17 protein-coding genes are annotated in these 15597 nt (G+C 68.3%); 8 read left to right on the forward strand and 9 right to left on the reverse strand.

Translation table 11 applies throughout. The features are described from left to right. Positions 1–70 precede the first annotated feature (70 nt). The 7 genes from cysK to sigJ all read left to right on the forward strand — a co-directional run bounded on the left by cysK (position 71) and on the right by sigJ (position 5084). On the forward strand, positions 71–1030 hold the full coding sequence (gene cysK / locus M5E06_RS00775; RefSeq protein ID WP_109150344.1) for a cysteine synthase A: 960 nt from the start codon (positions 71–73) through the stop codon (positions 1028–1030). 168 nt (positions 1031–1198) lie between these two features. Further along, positions 1199–1996, forward strand: a complete 798-nt coding sequence (locus M5E06_RS00780) for a hypothetical protein (protein WP_252136814.1) — start codon at positions 1199–1201, stop codon at positions 1994–1996. Between the two features lie 99 nt (positions 1997–2095). Next, entirely contained in the window at positions 2096–2896 is an 801-nt protein-coding gene (locus tag M5E06_RS00785) for a HesA/MoeB/ThiF family protein (protein WP_109150342.1), read from the forward strand. A gap of 34 nt (positions 2897–2930) precedes the next feature. Further along, the gene (locus M5E06_RS00790; protein WP_252136815.1) at positions 2931–3395 is read left to right on the forward strand and encodes a DsrE family protein; all 465 of its coding nucleotides are present in this window, start codon (positions 2931–2933) and stop codon (positions 3393–3395) included. A gap of 16 nt (positions 3396–3411) precedes the next feature. Further along, the gene (locus M5E06_RS00795) at positions 3412–3669 is read left to right on the forward strand and encodes a hypothetical protein (RefSeq protein ID WP_109150340.1); all 258 of its coding nucleotides are present in this window, start codon (positions 3412–3414) and stop codon (positions 3667–3669) included. A gap of 84 nt (positions 3670–3753) precedes the next feature. Then, a complete protein-coding gene (locus tag M5E06_RS00800; protein ID WP_252136816.1) occupies positions 3754–4206 on the forward strand; it encodes a carboxymuconolactone decarboxylase family protein in 453 nt (150 codons plus the stop codon). Then, complete coding sequence (gene sigJ, locus M5E06_RS00805; protein ID WP_252136817.1) at positions 4203–5084, forward strand: RNA polymerase sigma factor SigJ; 882 nt, start codon at positions 4203–4205, stop codon at positions 5082–5084. Before M5E06_RS00800 ends, sigJ begins: the two co-directional genes overlap by 4 nt. On the opposite strand, the gene M5E06_RS00810 is transcribed toward sigJ, so the two are convergent. The 4 genes from M5E06_RS00810 to M5E06_RS00825 form a co-directional block, all read right to left on the reverse strand. Next, complete coding sequence (locus M5E06_RS00810; RefSeq protein ID WP_252136818.1) at positions 5081–5455, reverse strand: response regulator; 375 nt, start codon at positions 5453–5455, stop codon at positions 5081–5083. The genes sigJ and M5E06_RS00810 overlap by 4 nt on opposite strands. Positions 5456–5531: 76 nt before the next feature. Further along, complete coding sequence (locus M5E06_RS00815; RefSeq protein WP_252136819.1) at positions 5532–6254, reverse strand: HAD family hydrolase; 723 nt, start codon at positions 6252–6254, stop codon at positions 5532–5534. A gap of 82 nt (positions 6255–6336) precedes the next feature. Continuing rightward, positions 6337–6741, reverse strand: coding sequence for a hypothetical protein (locus M5E06_RS00820; RefSeq protein WP_109150336.1), 405 nt, complete (start codon positions 6739–6741; stop codon positions 6337–6339). Positions 6742–6936: 195 nt separating this feature from the next. Continuing rightward, positions 6937–7368 (reverse strand): Fur family transcriptional regulator, encoded by a 432-nt coding sequence (locus M5E06_RS00825; protein ID WP_085090580.1) that lies wholly within the window; start codon positions 7366–7368, stop codon positions 6937–6939. 384 nt (positions 7369–7752) lie between these two features. On the opposite strand from M5E06_RS00825, the gene M5E06_RS00830 reads away from it, so the two are divergent. Next, complete coding sequence (locus M5E06_RS00830; RefSeq protein WP_252136820.1) at positions 7753–8964, forward strand: sensor histidine kinase; 1212 nt, start codon at positions 7753–7755, stop codon at positions 8962–8964. Positions 8965–9030: 66 nt separating this feature from the next. Here the strand turns inward: M5E06_RS00830 and htpG are convergent, their stop codons facing one another. The 5 genes from htpG to M5E06_RS00855 form a co-directional block, all read right to left on the reverse strand. Further along, the gene (gene htpG / locus M5E06_RS00835) at positions 9031–10911 is read right to left on the reverse strand and encodes a molecular chaperone HtpG (protein ID WP_252136821.1); all 1881 of its coding nucleotides are present in this window, start codon (positions 10909–10911) and stop codon (positions 9031–9033) included. A 287-nt stretch (positions 10912–11198) separates the two neighbouring features. Beyond that, positions 11199–12830 carry a hypothetical protein gene (locus M5E06_RS00840; protein WP_252136822.1) on the reverse strand — a complete coding sequence of 544 codons (1632 nt, stop codon included), beginning with the start codon at positions 12828–12830 and terminating at the stop codon, positions 11199–11201. 93 nt (positions 12831–12923) lie between these two features. Further along, positions 12924–13592, reverse strand: a complete 669-nt coding sequence (locus M5E06_RS00845) for a glutathione S-transferase family protein (protein WP_085087706.1) — start codon at positions 13590–13592, stop codon at positions 12924–12926. Positions 13593–13693: 101 nt separating this feature from the next. Next, positions 13694–14197, reverse strand: a complete 504-nt coding sequence (locus M5E06_RS00850) for a GNAT family N-acetyltransferase (protein WP_252136823.1) — start codon at positions 14195–14197, stop codon at positions 13694–13696. Positions 14198–14274: 77 nt separating this feature from the next. Continuing rightward, positions 14275–15528 carry a TAXI family TRAP transporter solute-binding subunit gene (locus M5E06_RS00855; RefSeq protein WP_252136824.1) on the reverse strand — a complete coding sequence of 418 codons (1254 nt, stop codon included), beginning with the start codon at positions 15526–15528 and terminating at the stop codon, positions 14275–14277. Positions 15529–15597 lie beyond the last annotated feature (69 nt).

A 15597-nucleotide genomic window follows, 5' to 3' on the forward strand; every position in this document is an offset into this window, starting at 1 on the left:
TCCCTGTGCTGGATAATGCTCCTTCCGGGGTGTTGAAATCACACATAACACAAATTTCAGAGGTGGAATCATGGCTGCACCGGAGTTCCGCGGCAAGATCTACGACAGCATCCTCGACACGATCGGCGCCACGCCGCTGGTGCGGCTGGACCGCCTCGCCGCCGAGGCGGGGGTGAAGGCCCAGATCATCGGCAAGCTGGAGTTCTTCAACCCGCTGGCCAGCGTCAAGGACCGCATCGGCCGCGCCATGATCGAGGCCGCCGAGGCCGCCGGCACCATCGCCCCCGGCCGCACGACGCTGGTCGAACCCACCTCCGGCAACACCGGCATCGCGCTGGCCTTCGTCGCCGCCGCCAAGGGGTACAAGCTGATCCTGACCATGCCGGAAAGCATGTCGGTGGAGCGGCGCAAGATGCTGAAGCTGCTGGGCGCCGAGCTGGTGCTGACCCCGGCGGCGGAGGGCATGAAGGGCGCCATCCGCAAGGCGGAGGAGATCCTGGCCGCCGACCCGAACGCCTATCTGCTGCAGCAGTTCAAGAACGCCGCCAACCCGGCCGTCCACCGCGCCACCACGGCGGAGGAGATCTGGAAGGACACCGACGGTCAGGTCGATTTCCTGATCTCCGGCGTCGGCACCGGCGGCACGCTGACCGGCACCGCCGAAGTCATCAAGGCGCGCAAGCCCTCCTTCAAGGCGGTGGCGGTGGAGCCGGAGGACAGCCCGGTCCTGTCCGGCGGCATGCCCGGCCCGCACAAGATCCAGGGCATCGGCGCCGGCTTCGTGCCGGAAATCCTGAAGAAGGAGCTGATCGACGAGGTGGTGCGCATCTCCAACCAGCGCGCCTTCGAGACCGCCCGCGACGTCGCCCGCCTGGAAGGCGTGCCGGTCGGCATCTCGTCCGGCGCGGCGCTGGCCGCGGCGCTGGAGATCGGCGCCCGTCCGGAGAATGCCGGTAAGCAGATCGTCGTGATCCTGCCATCCTTCGCCGAACGCTACCTGTCGACCGCCCTGTTCGAAGGTCTGGAGTAACACTGCGCCCGTGCGGGTGGGGGCGATCCTTGCCCCCCACTCGCAACTTCGGTTCGCAGCTTGGCGGCGAAATTCCGGCCCGAAATTTGACGGAATTCGCCCTTTCGGCTAATCTTCCCGGTGACCGCACCGCCGTTCCGTCCGTGCCGCCGCCGGGGAGTGACCGCCATGACGGATATTACCGCCGCCACCTATGTTCCGAACCTGTCGAGCAGCGCCTTCTCCCAATTGAAGGGGAAGACGACCAAGATCGGTTCGGACGGTGCCAACGCCGACACCCAGACCTTCACGGTCAGCAAGTCCGGCGAGTTCAATTTCAAGATCAACAACACCTTCACCAACGTCGAGATCCGCAACGACCGCAACGAGGTGGTGACCACCATCCGGTCGCAGGAATCGGCGGCGGACGCCAGCGCGCGGCTGGGACCCGGCACCTACACGGCGACCTTTTCGCAGGCCAACCGTGCGGCGGGCGTGCGCGACTATTCGATGGACGTCACGGAGCGGCAGAACGTCCTGGTGACCGGCGGCGGCGCGACCTTGAAGGGCACTGCCCAGCCATCCGGCAACGGCGATACCGGCATTCAGAAGCACACCTTCAATGTCGTGCAGGGCGGCACCTTCACCGCCGACATCTCGCTCGCCAACACGCGCTGGGCGATGATGGACAAGGACGGCAAGGTGGTGGCCGCCAGCGACACAGGCAAACCCGACTCGCAGCAGACCTTCCTGCAGAAACCGACCTACAAGCTGGAACCCGGTCAGTACACCATGGTGGTGGTGCCGCCGTCCGACCTGAAGAGCCCGACCGATTTCCGGTTGAGCCTGATCCCGCGCAATCCGGACCTGACGGAAAGCGGCCTCAACCAGGAAAGCGCCATCCAGAAGACGCTGCGCGAACGGCAGGACCGGCTGCGCCAGTGGGCGTCGGAAGCGAAGCCCACGACCACCTCCACCAAAGCATAACGGGACTGGGACCTGACAGGATCGGGGCCTGACCGGCGGCGCTGCCGGCTTGCGGAAAACGCGGCGTCGAATGTTGCTGCAACGGAGCGTCCTTGCGCTATGCTGCGGGCCATGGACTTCACGGATACCCAGCTTCACCGCTATTCCCGCCACATCGTGTTGCCGGAAGTCGGCGGCATCGGCCAGGAAAAGCTGTTGCGTTCCAAGGTGCTGGTCGTCGGTGCCGGCGGCCTGGGCGCGCCCCTGCTGCTCTATCTGGCGGCGGCCGGCGTCGGCACGATCGGCATCGTCGACGACGACACGGTTGACCTGTCGAACCTGCAGCGTCAGGTGATCCACGACGAGTCGTCGCTCGGCCGCCCGAAGGTGGAGAGCGCCGCCGCCCGCATCCGGGCGCTGAACCCCGATGTCCGTGTCGAGACGCACCGGACGCGGATCAGCCGCGACAACGCGATGGAGCTGATCGCCGGCTATGATCTGGTCGCCGACGGATCGGACAATTTCGCCACGCGCTTCTTGCTGAACGACGCCTGCTTCCTGGCCGGCAAGACGCTGGTGTCGGCGGCGATCCTGCGGTTCGATGGGCAGTTGACCACCTTCAAGGCGCATCTGGGCGCGCCTCACCCCTGCTATCGCTGCCTGTTCCCGGAACCGCCGCCGCGCGGCACCGTGCCGTCCTGCTCGGAAGGCGGGGTGCTCGGGGCGCTGGCCGGCTCCGTCGGCTCGCTGCAGGCGACGGAGGTGCTGAAGGAGCTGCTGGGGCTGGGCGAGAGCCTGTCGGGCAGCCTGCTGATGATGGACACGCTCTATGCGTCCTATCAGCGCATCTCCATCAAGCGGGATCCCGACTGCGCGCTTTGCGGCGATCATCCGACGATCCACGACCTCTCCGCCCACTGACGGGCGCCACGGCAAAGACGGGAGGCGGCCGATCATGTCCACCACCAGTTCCGGAACCACCGCCGGCGGTACGTCGGCTTTATCCATCGTGCTGTTCGCCGGCGGCTTCGACCGCGTCCATTACGCGCTGGTGATGGCCAGCGCCGCGGCGGCCACCAACCGCAAGGTCACGCTGTTCTTCACCGGCCGCGCCCTGCGCGCCCTGGTGCATGAGACGGAGCCGGGGGTATTGGGCTGGCACGATCTGGACCCGGCCGACGACGGCAGCACGCCAGTGGCGCGCGACCGCTATTTCGCCACCCATGGCCTCGCCACCTTCGAGGAGCTGCTGGAGGCCTGCGTCGCCATGGACGTCACGGTGATGGCCTGCGAGATGGGGCTGCGCGCCCTGGGGCTGCCGCCGGGCGTCTCGCTGCGCGCGGATGTTCCGGTCGCCACCGGCGGCGTCGTCACCTTCCTCAACGAGGCGCCGGGCGGCGGCGCCATGCTGTTCGTCTGAGACTGCTGGAACGAGCATGAGCGACAACCGCGAGATCCTCGACCTAGCCAACCGGTTCGAGTCGATCGCCACCGACGGGTTCGAAGGGCGCCCCTACCGGCCGGCGCTGTCCGACCTCGCGACCCGTGTGCGGGAGCGACCGGGCATGGCGCCGCGCGTCGCCCATGCGCTTGGGATCATGATCCAACTGATCGGAGAGAGCGATCCCGAGGGGCGGTTCGCCGCCAAGATCGCCATCCTGCGCGAGGCGGTGGGGCTGCTGAGCGACGCCTGAGCCAAGTGCAAGGCAGCCATGCGTCACGCTGGAGATGTGTGCCCCGTCATGGGGGCGAAGACTCTCCAAACGAGGATGAACACCATGGCTTTCCGTTTCACCGTCGCCACCGATGCCCCGTCCCTGTACTCCACGCTGTTCGCCACCGCCAAGGCCATCCGCGGCTGCGGCCTGCCGACCGGGCTGATCCACCTGATCGACCTGCGCGTGTCGCAGATCAACGGCTGCGCCTATTGCATCGACCTGCATACCAAGGAAGCCCGTCACGACGGCCAGTCGGAAGAGCGCATCGCCGCCCTTGCCGAGTGGGAGCGGTCGGACCTGTTCCTGCCGGACGAGCGCGCCGCCTTCGCCTGGGCCGAGGTGCTGACCCGCACCCAGCATGACCGCATCGACGACGCCTACCGGGCGCTGCAACGCCATTTCAGCGCCGAGCAGATCGCCCAGCTGACGGTGACGGCGGCGCAGATCAACGCCTGGAACCGCGTCGGCATCGCCCAGCATGTCGAGGGCACCGCCGTCGGGATGGCGGCGTGACGGCGCTGGCCGACCCGGACACCGCGCTCGCCGCCTTCGCGGGCGAGCGGGCGCGGCTGCGCGCCTTGGCCTACCGTCTGCTCGGTTCGGTGGCGGAGGCGGAAGACGCGTTGCAGGACGCTTGGCTGCGCTGGTCCGCGGTGGCGCCCGGCAGCGTCGGGTCGGCCCCCGCCTTTCTGACCACGCTGGTGACGCGGCTGGCGCTCGACCGGTTGCGCTCCGCCCGGGTGGCGCGGGAACGCTATTACGGGCTGTGGCTGCCCGAACCGGAGGTCGCCGATTGGGATGACGGGTCGGAGGACGGAGCGGAGTCCGAGTCGGTGCCGATGGCGATGCTCCTGCTGCTGGAACGGCTGGCGCCGGACCAGCGGGCGGTCTTCGTCCTGCGCGAGGCCATGGATCTGGATTACGCGGAGATCGCGGCGATGCTCGGCAAGTCGGTCGAGGCCTGCCGCCAGATCATGCGGCGCGCCCGTGCCCGCATGGCCGAGCCGTCCGCCGCGATGGCCGATCCGGATGCCGGCCGCCGTCTGGCCGCCGCCTTCGCCGAGGCCAGCGTCCGGCGCGACTATGCCGCCATCGTCGCCCTGCTGTCCGACGACGCCCAGTGGCTGAGCGACGGCGGCGGGATGGTGCGGACGGCGGTCAAGCCGCTGTTCGGTGCCGACCGCATCGCCCGCTTCCTGATCGGCGTCCAGCGCAAGCGCGCCGTCAGCTTCCGATTCGTGCCGGTGCGGGTCAATGGCGGGCCGGGGCTGCTGGCCGAGCTGGGCGGGTCGTTCCGCAGCGTGCTGGCCTTCGACATCGCTGATGGTCGAATCCTGCGGGTCTATCAGGTCGCCAATCCGCAGAAGCTGGAGCGTGTGGCGGGCCTCTAAGCCGTCGTCTCGTCCAGCCAGCGGTCGAGCGCGGTCAGATCGACCGGGCGGGGCAGGATGGGGAAGGGCAGGTTCGGCATCCGCGGGCCGGTCATCAGGATGCGCGTCTGCGGATAGAGCATCGCCGCCAGCGCCGCGGCGCGGTCGCCCTCGTCGCCCTCATGGTCGAGCGGCAGCAATGCCACGACCGGCGCCTCCGCCCCGATGAGGGTCAGGGCCTCCAGCGGATCGGCGGTCTGGGAAACCTGGAAGCCGCGGCCGGACAGATGCCCGGCCAGCACCTCGCGCTGGATGCGGTCGGCATCGGCGACCACGGCGCGGCGCCCGCCGTAACCCGGCATCCGGATGTCCGCTTCGATGCTGAAAGCCACGTTTCCCCTCCGTCCATCATGTTTTTATTATGGACGGACGGAGTATGCGGATGGTTGGCCGGGTTGTAAACCGCCGCTACCTGTGGTTCGACCTTCGTCGAATACGGACCACTTCGCCCTTGTGCATCAGCGCCAGCATCGGCAGGTCGCTGGGATGGTTGCCATAGCCCCAGGTGGCGGCGACCGGGCCGTTGCCGGCAATCCAGCCGGTCACCCGCTCCGCCTTGTCCAGCCGCACGCAGTTGGCGGTGCTGAGCCGGCCGGTCAGCGTGCCGTCCACCACCTCCATGCCCGTCGCTAGCAAATCGTCCACCTCCAGCCCGCGCAGCAGTGCCGGCATGTAGAGGTCGAGCGCGCCGGTGGCGACCACCACGCGGCGGCCCTGCCGGCGATGCTCCTTCAGCACGTCGAGCATCGGCTGGTGCCAGCGCACGCGCGGGATCATCCGCTCCGCCGCGGCCAGCGCGTCTGCCACCGGCAAGCCGCGCAGGGTGCGCTTCAGGTAGATCGCCTTGACCGAGCCTGGAAAATCGCAGCCCGGCCCACGGCCGCGGACATGGCGGTGCAGGGCCGATCGGATGGCGTCGGCCAGCGCCAGGGCGGCGCGGCGCCGGCCGATCACCTCGCCGACGAACATCGGCAGGCTATCGCCATGGATCAGCGTTCCGTCGAAGTCGAAGAAGGCCACGCCGGCCGGCCCGGAAACCGGCGAAGCGGGAGCCGTCGCCAGCAGCGGCGCGGGCGGCGTGAGGCTGATCCGGGGCTCGATGCCGCGGGGCGGAACGGACGACGTTTGCATGACCATGGTTATCCGGCCGGCGCGGTGCGGCAGGCAAGGATTTTCAACTGGACTCCGGCCAAGTCGACCCCGGCGGCGCCGATCAATGCAGCATGGTGGGGCCGCAGGGCGTTTCAAAGAGCGGTCCGTCCTCCGCGTCCTCCGCCGACCCGTCGTCGGATGCGAATTCCGGCCCGGCGGTGTCGTCCACCTCCTCCAGCTGGGCGATCAGGTCGCCTGACGCTTCCTCCAGCCCGGCCTTGACGGCGATCAGCAGGTTGATGATCTCGCCATTGTCCTGTTCCAGGCTGCGGACCCGCTCTTCCAGCCGGTCGATGCGGCGCATCAGCAGGTCGGACAGGCGGTCCAGCCGTTCGAGGACGGGGTCGGGACCCGAACCTGCGGCGTTGGCTGCGGTCTTGGGAATGTCCGGCCCGGCCGTGCTTGGCGGGCTTTCGGGCCGGGCGTCGGGGCGTCGGTCTTGGCGATTGTCGGGACGATCATCCATGGTGCGGCCGGTTCCGGTCAGTGAGGTTTGCTCCTCGCCTAACCTTGGGCCAGCGGCCGGCAAGGTCCAGCCCGGCACCCGATGCACCCCGCAAGCGATGGCCGCCTGACCCGCCCGTCACGCGTGTGGAGATTCCGGAGAAGGGAGAGTCAGCCGGCACCCCTTGTGCGCATCGCCAGTAAGTTCCGTATACAGTTAAGACTCAGATTTATCAGTGCGGCGTTTGCGCGGAACACCGTACAGTTCCAACCGATGGCCGATCAGGTCATAGCCAAGTTCGCGGGCTATGCTTTCCTTCAGCCGTTCCATTTCATCGTTGGTGAACTCGATCACTTCCCCTGAATCGACATCGATCAGATGGTGATGATGATCGGTTCTGGTCTCTTCGTAGCGTGCACGGCCGTCACCGAAATCAAGCCGGTCGATGACGTGCGCCTCCTCGAACAGCCGCATCGTGCGATAGACCGTGGCGATAGAAATGCGCGGGTCGATGGCGGATGCACGGCGGTGCACTTCCTCCACATCGGGGTGGTCCGTCGCCTCCGACAGCACCCGCGAGATCACGCGGCGCTGGTCGGTCATCTTCAATCCCTTCTTCACGCACAGTTCTTCAAGGCGCGAGGGCATGGACATCCCCTGTATTCCTGTCTTTGTTCGATGGGCGACGCTTCGCCCCTCCGGTCTCCCTGATCCCCGGGAACGCCAGCACCGAACGCCGACCGGATGTTGCATCCCGGCCGGCACTTCGCGGCATCCCGAATATCCGAGCAATATACTGTGTTTCGGACGCATTCTCAAATACCCACGCCCCCACCGGACGGCCGAGCGGAAGAGGCTTTGCCGGCCAAAGCCATAGTACTTTCAGGCTATCGGTCGGCGGGGACGGATGGTTGGAACGGAAACCAATTGCTCATAATCCCCTGCTAGGTTTTGCCGGACAAAGCGCCGTGCAGTCCGGGACGGCGCCTGATCGGACGTGACCATGCCGGATGGGGAGGGGGAGGAGCCGCAATGACGCCATTCGATGTCCCGCCTCCCGTCCTGAAGATTCCGGGGGAGCCGGCCATGGACGAACCCGCCTTCACCGCCGCGGGGCTGGCCGTTCCGGTGCCGCCGTTGACCCTGGACCAGGAGTGTGCCGCCGCGCTCGCCCGCTTCCAGCGCCAGCCGGAGCTTGCCGCCCTGCCGGTGGTCGACGGCGACGGCCGCGTCGCCGGGCTGCTGGAGCGTGGCCGGCTGCTGCCGGATCGCGGGGGTGAGGGGGGCGGCCGGCGGCTGGTCTCCGACGCGATGGATCCGCATCCGCTGCTGATCGAAGGGGCGACCCCGCTGGCGGAGATCGGGCGGCGGCTGGCCAAGCTGAAGCCGGCGGCGCTGGTGACCGGTTTCCTGGTGGCGGAGCAGGGCCGCTATCTCGGCGTCGGCACGGTGACCGGGCTGATGGCGCGCTCGGCCGAACAGACGGAGCTGCGCGCCCGCCAGTTGGAGGAGGCGCGCCGGCAGGCTGAGCAGGCGATCCGGGCCAAGACCGCCTTCCTCGCCAACATGAGCCACGAGATCCGCACGCCGCTGACCGCGATGATGGGCTTCGCCGAGTTGCTGGAGCAGGAGGTGCTGGGGCCGCACGCCATCCCGCTCTATCGCGAATATGCCCGCGACATCGCCGAGAGCGGCCGGCACCTGATGGAACTGATCAACGATCTGCTCGACCTGTCCAAGGCCGACGCCGACCGGCTGGAACTGGTGGATGGCACGGTGGACGTGGTGCGGGTGACGATCGGCACCGCGCGGCTGCTGGCCGAGCGGGCGTCGCGCCATGGCGTGAGCATCGCCACCGAGGTGCCGCTGGACCTGCCGCCGCTGCGGGCGGATGAACGCAAGCTGCGCCAGATGTTGCTGAACCTGCTGTCGAACGCGGTGAAGTTCACCCCGATCAATGGCGTGGTGACGCTCGGCGCCCGCATGGTGGCGGATGGCGCCTTGTGGCTGTCGGTGCACGACACCGGCATCGGCATGACCGGGGAGGAACTGGGCAAGGCGCTGGAGCCCTGGGGACAGGTGGACAGCGCGCTGGCCCGCAGCCAGATCGGCACCGGCCTGGGACTGCCGCTGACCAAGCGCCTGATCGAACTGCATGGCGGCCGTCTGGACGTCGTCAGCCGTCGCGACGAGGGCACCACCATGTCGCTGGTCTTCCCGGCCGAGCGGGTGGGGCGGGGGTAAAGGAAAAGCCCCCTCCTCCGGGGAGGAGAGGGCTCTTTCGTCAGAGTTTCCGGTTCAGGTCGAACCTTACGCCAGCCCCTTCTCCATCGCGCTTGCCAGACGGCGGGCGAAGGCGGCGGGGTCGGGCAGGGCCTCGCCTTCGACGATGCGGGCCTGATCCAGCAGAAGCCAGGCGGCGTCCTCCAGCGCGTCGGTGGCGCCGGTGCCCTTGGCCCGTTCGGCCAGCCGCTTGATCAGGGCGTGGGACGGGTTGATCTCCAGGATGCGCTTGCCGACCTCGCCGTTCAGCTGCTTGTGCTGCTTCAGGAGGCGTTCCAGGTGCATGTCCATGTCGTTGTCGTCGGCCACCAGACAGACGGCGCTGTCGGTCAGGCGTTCGGACTTGCGGACATCCTTCACCGCGTCGGACAGGGTCAGCTTCAGCAGGGCCAGCAGGTCGGTCAGTTCGCCTTCCGGCGTCTTCTCCTCCGGCTTCTCGGCCTCTTCGCCCTTGATCTTGCCGAGATCGGCACCGCCACGGGTCACCGACTTGAACGGCTTGCCCTCATAGACGCCGACCGACGGCATCCAGAACTCGTCGACCGGATCGGTCAGCAGCAGCACCTCGACGCCCTTGGCCTTGAAGCCTTCCAGCTGCGGGCTGCGCAGCAGGGTGTCGATGTCGTCGCCGCTGATGGTGTAGATGGCGTCCTGGCCCTCCTTCATGCGGGCGACATACTGCTCCAGCGACACCAGCTCGTCGCCGGCGGTGGTGCGGAAGCGCAGCAGCTTCAGCAGATCGTCCCGGTGCTCGTAGTCCTCATAGAGGCCTTCCTTCAGCACCGCGCCGAAGTTTTCCCAGAAGCTGTCGTATTCGGCCGCGTTCTCAGTGTCCTTGGCCTTCTTCGACAGTTCCGACAGGACGCGGCGGGTGATGCCGGCCTTGATCTTCGCCAGCATCGGGTTGTGCTGCAGCATCTCGCGGCTGATGTTCAGCGGCAGATCCTCGCTGTCGACCACGCCGCGCAGGAAACGCAGGTAGGGCGGGATCAGCCCTTCCGCCGCGTCGGTGATGAAGACGCGCTTGACGTACAGCTTCACCCGGTGGGCGCGCTTGGGGTCGAACAGGTCGAACGGCTTGGTCGAGGGCACATAGAGCAGGTTGGTGTATTCCAGCGCCCCTTCGGCCCGCCAGTGCAGGGTCAGCCACGGATCGTCGAAGGCGTGGCCGACATGGTGGTAGAATTCCTTGTACTGCTCGGCGGTGATCTCCGACTTCGACCGGGTCCACAGGGCCGACGCGCTGTTCAGCGCCTTGGCATCCTCGCCCTCGCCGAACAGGATCGGGATGGCGATGTGGTCGGAGTATTTGCGGACGATGCCGCCGAGACGGGCTTCGTCGAGATACTCGTCGTCGCCTTCGCGCAGATGCAGGACGATCTTGGTGCCGCGCGACAGGCCGTCGGTCTCGGCGATGGTGAACTCGCCCTTGCCGTCGGATTCCCAGCGCCAGCCGGTGGCCTCGCCGGCCTTGCGGGTCAGCACGGTGACCTTGTCGGCGGCCATGAAGGCGGAATAGAAGCCGACGCCGAACTGGCCGATCAGGTTGACGTCCTTCTTGCCGTCACCCTTCTCCGCACCTTCCAGCGACTTCATGAAGGCGGCGGTGCCGGAGCGGGCGATGGTGCCGAGATTCTCGACCAGATCCTCGCGGTTCATACCGATGCCGTTGTCGGCGACGGTCAGGGTCCGCGCGTCCTTGTCGACCAGCAGGCGGACCTTGAGGTTCGGATCGTCGGCCGAGAGTTCGGGCTGGGTCAGCGCCGCGTAGCGCAGGCGGTCGCAGGCGTCCGACGCGTTGGAGACCAGTTCGCGCAGGAACACTTCCTTCTCGCTGTAGAGCGAGTGGGCGACGATGTCGAGCAGACGGCTGACCTCGGCTTGAAAACTGAGCCGTTCCTCGGTCATTGGGGGCACCTTCGTTGGTTTTGCACGGGTGGGCGTCAAGACGGCGGAGATATGTGAAAGTGTCTCCGCCGTTCAAGAGGCTTGTGGCGTGCAACCGCGGGAGGTGTGCGGTCAGGTGTCGCGGGTGGGGGGTGGCGTTTGCCCCCTCCCCATCCCTCCCCCGCGTTCCGCGGGAGAGGGGGTAGGATGCTTGGCGGCGTGACGTTACTGCCAAAGCGGCGGCAGTTCCCTCTCCCACCAAAGGTGGGGGAGGGTTAGGGAGGGGGCGCCGAGCCCGACGCTCCCCCTTACTTCTTCTTCTTCGGCTGTTCCGCCGGGGCCGGAGCCGGTTCGCCGCCGGCCAGCAGCGGGGTCATGTCGGCGCCGTTCAGCAGGAGCTGGCCGGCCTCCGTCACCTCGAACTTGTAGCTGCGGACATCGGCGCCGGTGTCGTCCTTGCCGGCCTGGCCCATGGCCTGGACCATCGCCAGACCGCCCAGCAGATCCTGGGTCTCCTTGTCGGGCTTGGCGCCCGGCGCCGGCTGCATCGCCTTCACCGCGGCGTCGATGCCGCGCAGCAGGACGGTGGCGCCGCCGGTGACGCCGAAGGCGGCCTGGGTGGCGACCTTGACCGCGCCGTTGGCGGTGCCGGCCGTCGCCGGGGTGTCGAGGTTCAGCGCGTCGATCCGCAGCTCCGTCCCCGCCTCGCCCATGGCGGTCATCGCCTGCTGCATCACCATCTCGGAGGAGGGCGGCGGCGGGGCGGCCTTGGCCTTGGCGCCCTTCTTCGGCTGGGTCTCTTCGGCCTCGGCGGCCTTGGCCAGCTCGGTGAAGGCCTTCCACAGGGCGCTGTTCGGCAGCTTGGCGACCGACAGCTTGACCTCGAAGGCGCGCGGGGTGAAGGCTTCGGGGGCCGGCGACGGCGTCATGGAGAAGTCGCGCGCCTCCATGCCCATGCTGACGGTGGACAGCGCCTGATCCAGGTCGGTCAGGCCGCTGCGGAAGGCGAGCTGGCCGAGAGAGACCTGGGTGCCGTCCTCGGGATTGACGAAGGACAGGTTGGACAGGCGCATCGCGCCGCTGATGCCGCCGAACATGCCCTGGAGCTTCGGCAACAGTTCCGCGCTGGTCGGCGCCACGCCCTTGGCGGCGGTTTGTTCCGACAGCTTCTGCAGCGCGCTGACCTTGGTCAGGTCGACCCGGGTGTAGGTGGCCTCGGCGGTGACGCCGCCGATCTTCACCAGCTCCTTGTTCTTGTCGTCCTTCACCGACAGGCCGCCGAAGGCGAAGGCGGCCGGGCCGCTCCACAGGGTGGCGCCGCCGGTCCCGGCCTCCGGCTTCAGGTCCTGGACCATGGTCATGGAGGCGACGGAGATCTTGCCCTTGCCGTCGGCGGCGCTGACCGCGATGTCGTTGTAGGCGGCATCGACCGTCAGCAGCGTCTCCAGCGTGCCCGACCAGGTGCTGGTGAAGGACTGCTTGCCGATGGAGATGGTGGCGGCGTCGACATACTCGTCGTTGTCGTCGAGGTTCTGCACCTTGATCGCGCTGGGCAGCGTGATCGCCACGCCATACTGGCCGTCATCCTTCGGCGTTACCGACAGCAGGACGGTGCCGATGTCGAACAGCGTGCCTTCGGCATCCTCGGCCGACAGGCGGGGCAGGGCGACGTCGTAATGGTCGCCGGCCGGCTTGACGGTGGGCTCGCCCTGCCATTCGAAGCCGATGCCCTCGCCATCCTCGCTGGGCGGCGGGAACCAGCGGGGCAGGTCCTTCTTCAACGAGGCGGCGAGCGCCTTGGCCCCGGCGTCGTCGACGGCGGGGGCGGCCTGGGCGGGCGACCAGCCGGCGACCAGCGCCAGCATGCCGCCGGCGATCAGGGCGGGCCTCAGGGAACGGACCGGCAGGGCCGGGACGGGCGAAAGACGGCTGAGACGCATCGAGGAACTTCTCCCGGGTACGATTTGGGAGCACGTTAAGCTTGATACGCGAGGCCGGTCCATGCCCCTGATGAGCCAAAACCCAAGAGGCGGTTAAAAATCCAGGTCGGCGTAGTGCTTGGGCGGCGGGCAGCCGGTGATGTTGTCGGCCAGCAGCGCGCGGAAGCTGGGGCGCGACTTGATCCGGGCGTACCAGTCCTTGGCCTCCGGACTGCGGTCCCACGGCACGTTGTCGATATAGTCCAGGCAGGACAGCTGCGCCGCGGCGGCGATGTCGGCCAGGGTGAAGACCGACCCGGCCAGCCACGGCCGCCGTTCCGACAGGAAGGCGATGTAGTCGAGATGATAGGTGACGTTGGCCAGCCCGGCGCGAATCGCCGGGGCGAAGGGGTGGCCCTGGCCGGACAGCCGCTTGATCAGCTTCTCGCCCACCAGATTCTCGGTCACCTCGCGGTCGAATTTGTTCAGGAACCAGTCGGCGACCCGCCGCACCTCCGCCCGCGCCGCGATCTCGCGCGGCAGCAGGGGGGTGTCGGGATAGGCCTCCTCCAGATATTCGATCACGGCGAGGCCGCCGGCGACGACCGTCCCGTCCTCCTCCACCAGCACCGGAACCTCGGCGGCCGGGTTCAGCTTCAGGAAATCGGTGCGCCGTTCCCATGGCCTTTCGACCACCGGTTCGAAGGGCAGGGCCTTCTCGGCGAGCATCACGCGCGCGGTGCGCGACAGGGCGTGGATCGGGTGGTGGTACAGGGTTCGCATGGCGGCGCGACTTTACCGCAACGCCGCAAAGGAAAACAGCCTGCGCATCCGGGCCTGCGGGTCTCGTTGGGGGTGGGTCGGCGGGGCAGGCGGCAAGCGGTTCACCCCATCCGCGACAGGCGGTAGAGCACCAGCGTGTCCGGCTGGTCGGAGGGGGGCGCCACCGGCGTCCAGCCGTTGCGTTCGTAGAAGGCGCGGGCGGCGGCGTTGCGGGCGGCGCAGGCCAGCTCGACCGGGTGGGGGCCGCCGCGCAGCAGGGCCAGCGCCTCGCGCAGCAGGGCGGAGCCGATGCCGCGCTTGTGCCATCCGGGGTCGATGAACAGGTTGTGGATGACGCCGGCCTGGGGATCGAGCGAGACGAAGCCGACCACCGCTCCCTCCGCCTCGGCGACCAGCACCGAATCCTCGCGCACGCAGTCGTAATAATCGTCCAGACCGAAGCGGTCGGCGGGTTGCCAGGAGAAGGCTTGGCGGCGGCCGTGCAGGAAGATCTCGGCACAGCGTTCGGAGTCGGCGCTGCGGGCGGAACGGATCGCGATGCGCACCCCTTCCCCGGCCGGCATGCCTTCCTCCTTCTGCCCGTTGCGCCCGATCCTGAGGATCAACCGGATCTCCGGTCAGAGTATTCCACCGCCGGGGCGTCCGGGAACGGTCCTTTCGTCCTGTCCGGAAAATGGAGCGTTCAGCGCGTCGCCTTGTCCCCGGCCGCCTTCCCGGTGGCGGTCTTTTCGGCCGGGGCCTTCTCGGCAGAGGACTTCTCGGAAGGGGGCTTCTCGGCGGGAGGCGTGTCGGCGGGGGGCTTCCCGTTCGCGGCCTTCTCGCCGCCGGCGGGGGTCGCGTCCGTGCCGGTCCCGCCGGTGGGCGCCCGTGCCGGTTCGTTGGCGGCGTTGCCGAGCAGGCCGGCCTCGCGGTAAAAGCGCTCCGCCCCCGGATGCAGGGGAACCGAGACGTTGGCGACCGCACGGGCGGGATCGAAGTTGCGGCCCTGCGGGTGGCCTTCGGCCAGGACGCGGCGGGTGTTCTCGTGCCACAGCGCGCGGACGATGCCATAGATCAGGTCGGGATCGCGGTCGGCGCGGGTCAGCAGCTCCGCCCCCAGGCTGAGCGTCGGGGTGGGGGCGCTGCCGGGGTAGGCGTTGGCGGGGATCTCATGCTCGATGTAGAAGCGCTGAGTCCGCAGCAGCCGGTCGGCGGGCTCGCCGTCCAGCGGCACCAGCCGGATCGGCACCCGCGCCGCCACGTCGGCGACCGCCGCCACCGGATAGCCGCCGACCATGAAGAAACCGTCAAGCTCGCCCTTCGCCAGCCGGTCGGCCGCCATGCCGGGCTTCAGGTAGAGCGGCGTGATCGTGCTTTCCGACAAACCGTAGGCGTCCAGGATCAGCCGCGCCTCCACCAGCGTGCCGGAACCCTCCTCGCCCAGCGAGATGCTGCGGCCCTTCAGGTCGGCCATGCGGTCGATGAAGCCGTCGGAGCGGACGACGACCTGGATCGCCTCCGCATAGAGCATGCCGAGCGAGCGCAGTTCGGCGAACGGGCGCTTGCCGGTGAAGCTGCCGGTGCCGCTGTAGGCCCAATAGGCGACATCGGCCTGGGCGAATCCGGCCTCCACCGTGCCGGCGCGCAGCATCTCGACATTGTCGACCGAGCCGTTGCTGGCCTGCGCCACCACGATCAGGCCGGGAATCCCGCAGCTTCCCCCCTTGTCGCAGGGGCGGGAGCCCGGCGGGTTGGAGATGGCGTTGGCGATCAGCCCACCGATCGGAAAATAGGTGCCGGCGGTGGTGCCGGTGCCGATGCGGAAATAGCGCAGATCCTGCGCCATGGCCGGCCTGCCCGACAGAACGCTTCCCAGCAACGGCGCCAGCGCCACCCCTCCCATCAGGCCGCCCAGCAGGCGGCGGCGGGTCAGGGTGAGCATCTGGGAGGTGGACATGTCGGGACTGTCCCGAAGTCCCGGTGAAGGGAGCCCCGGCGGGGTAAGGCAGGCTTTGGCGACTGCGCG

Origin of the sequence: Azospirillum sp. A1-3 (assembly GCF_023806445.1) — a bacterium.
In the GTDB taxonomy this organism is placed as follows: domain Bacteria; phylum Pseudomonadota; class Alphaproteobacteria; order Azospirillales; family Azospirillaceae; genus Azospirillum.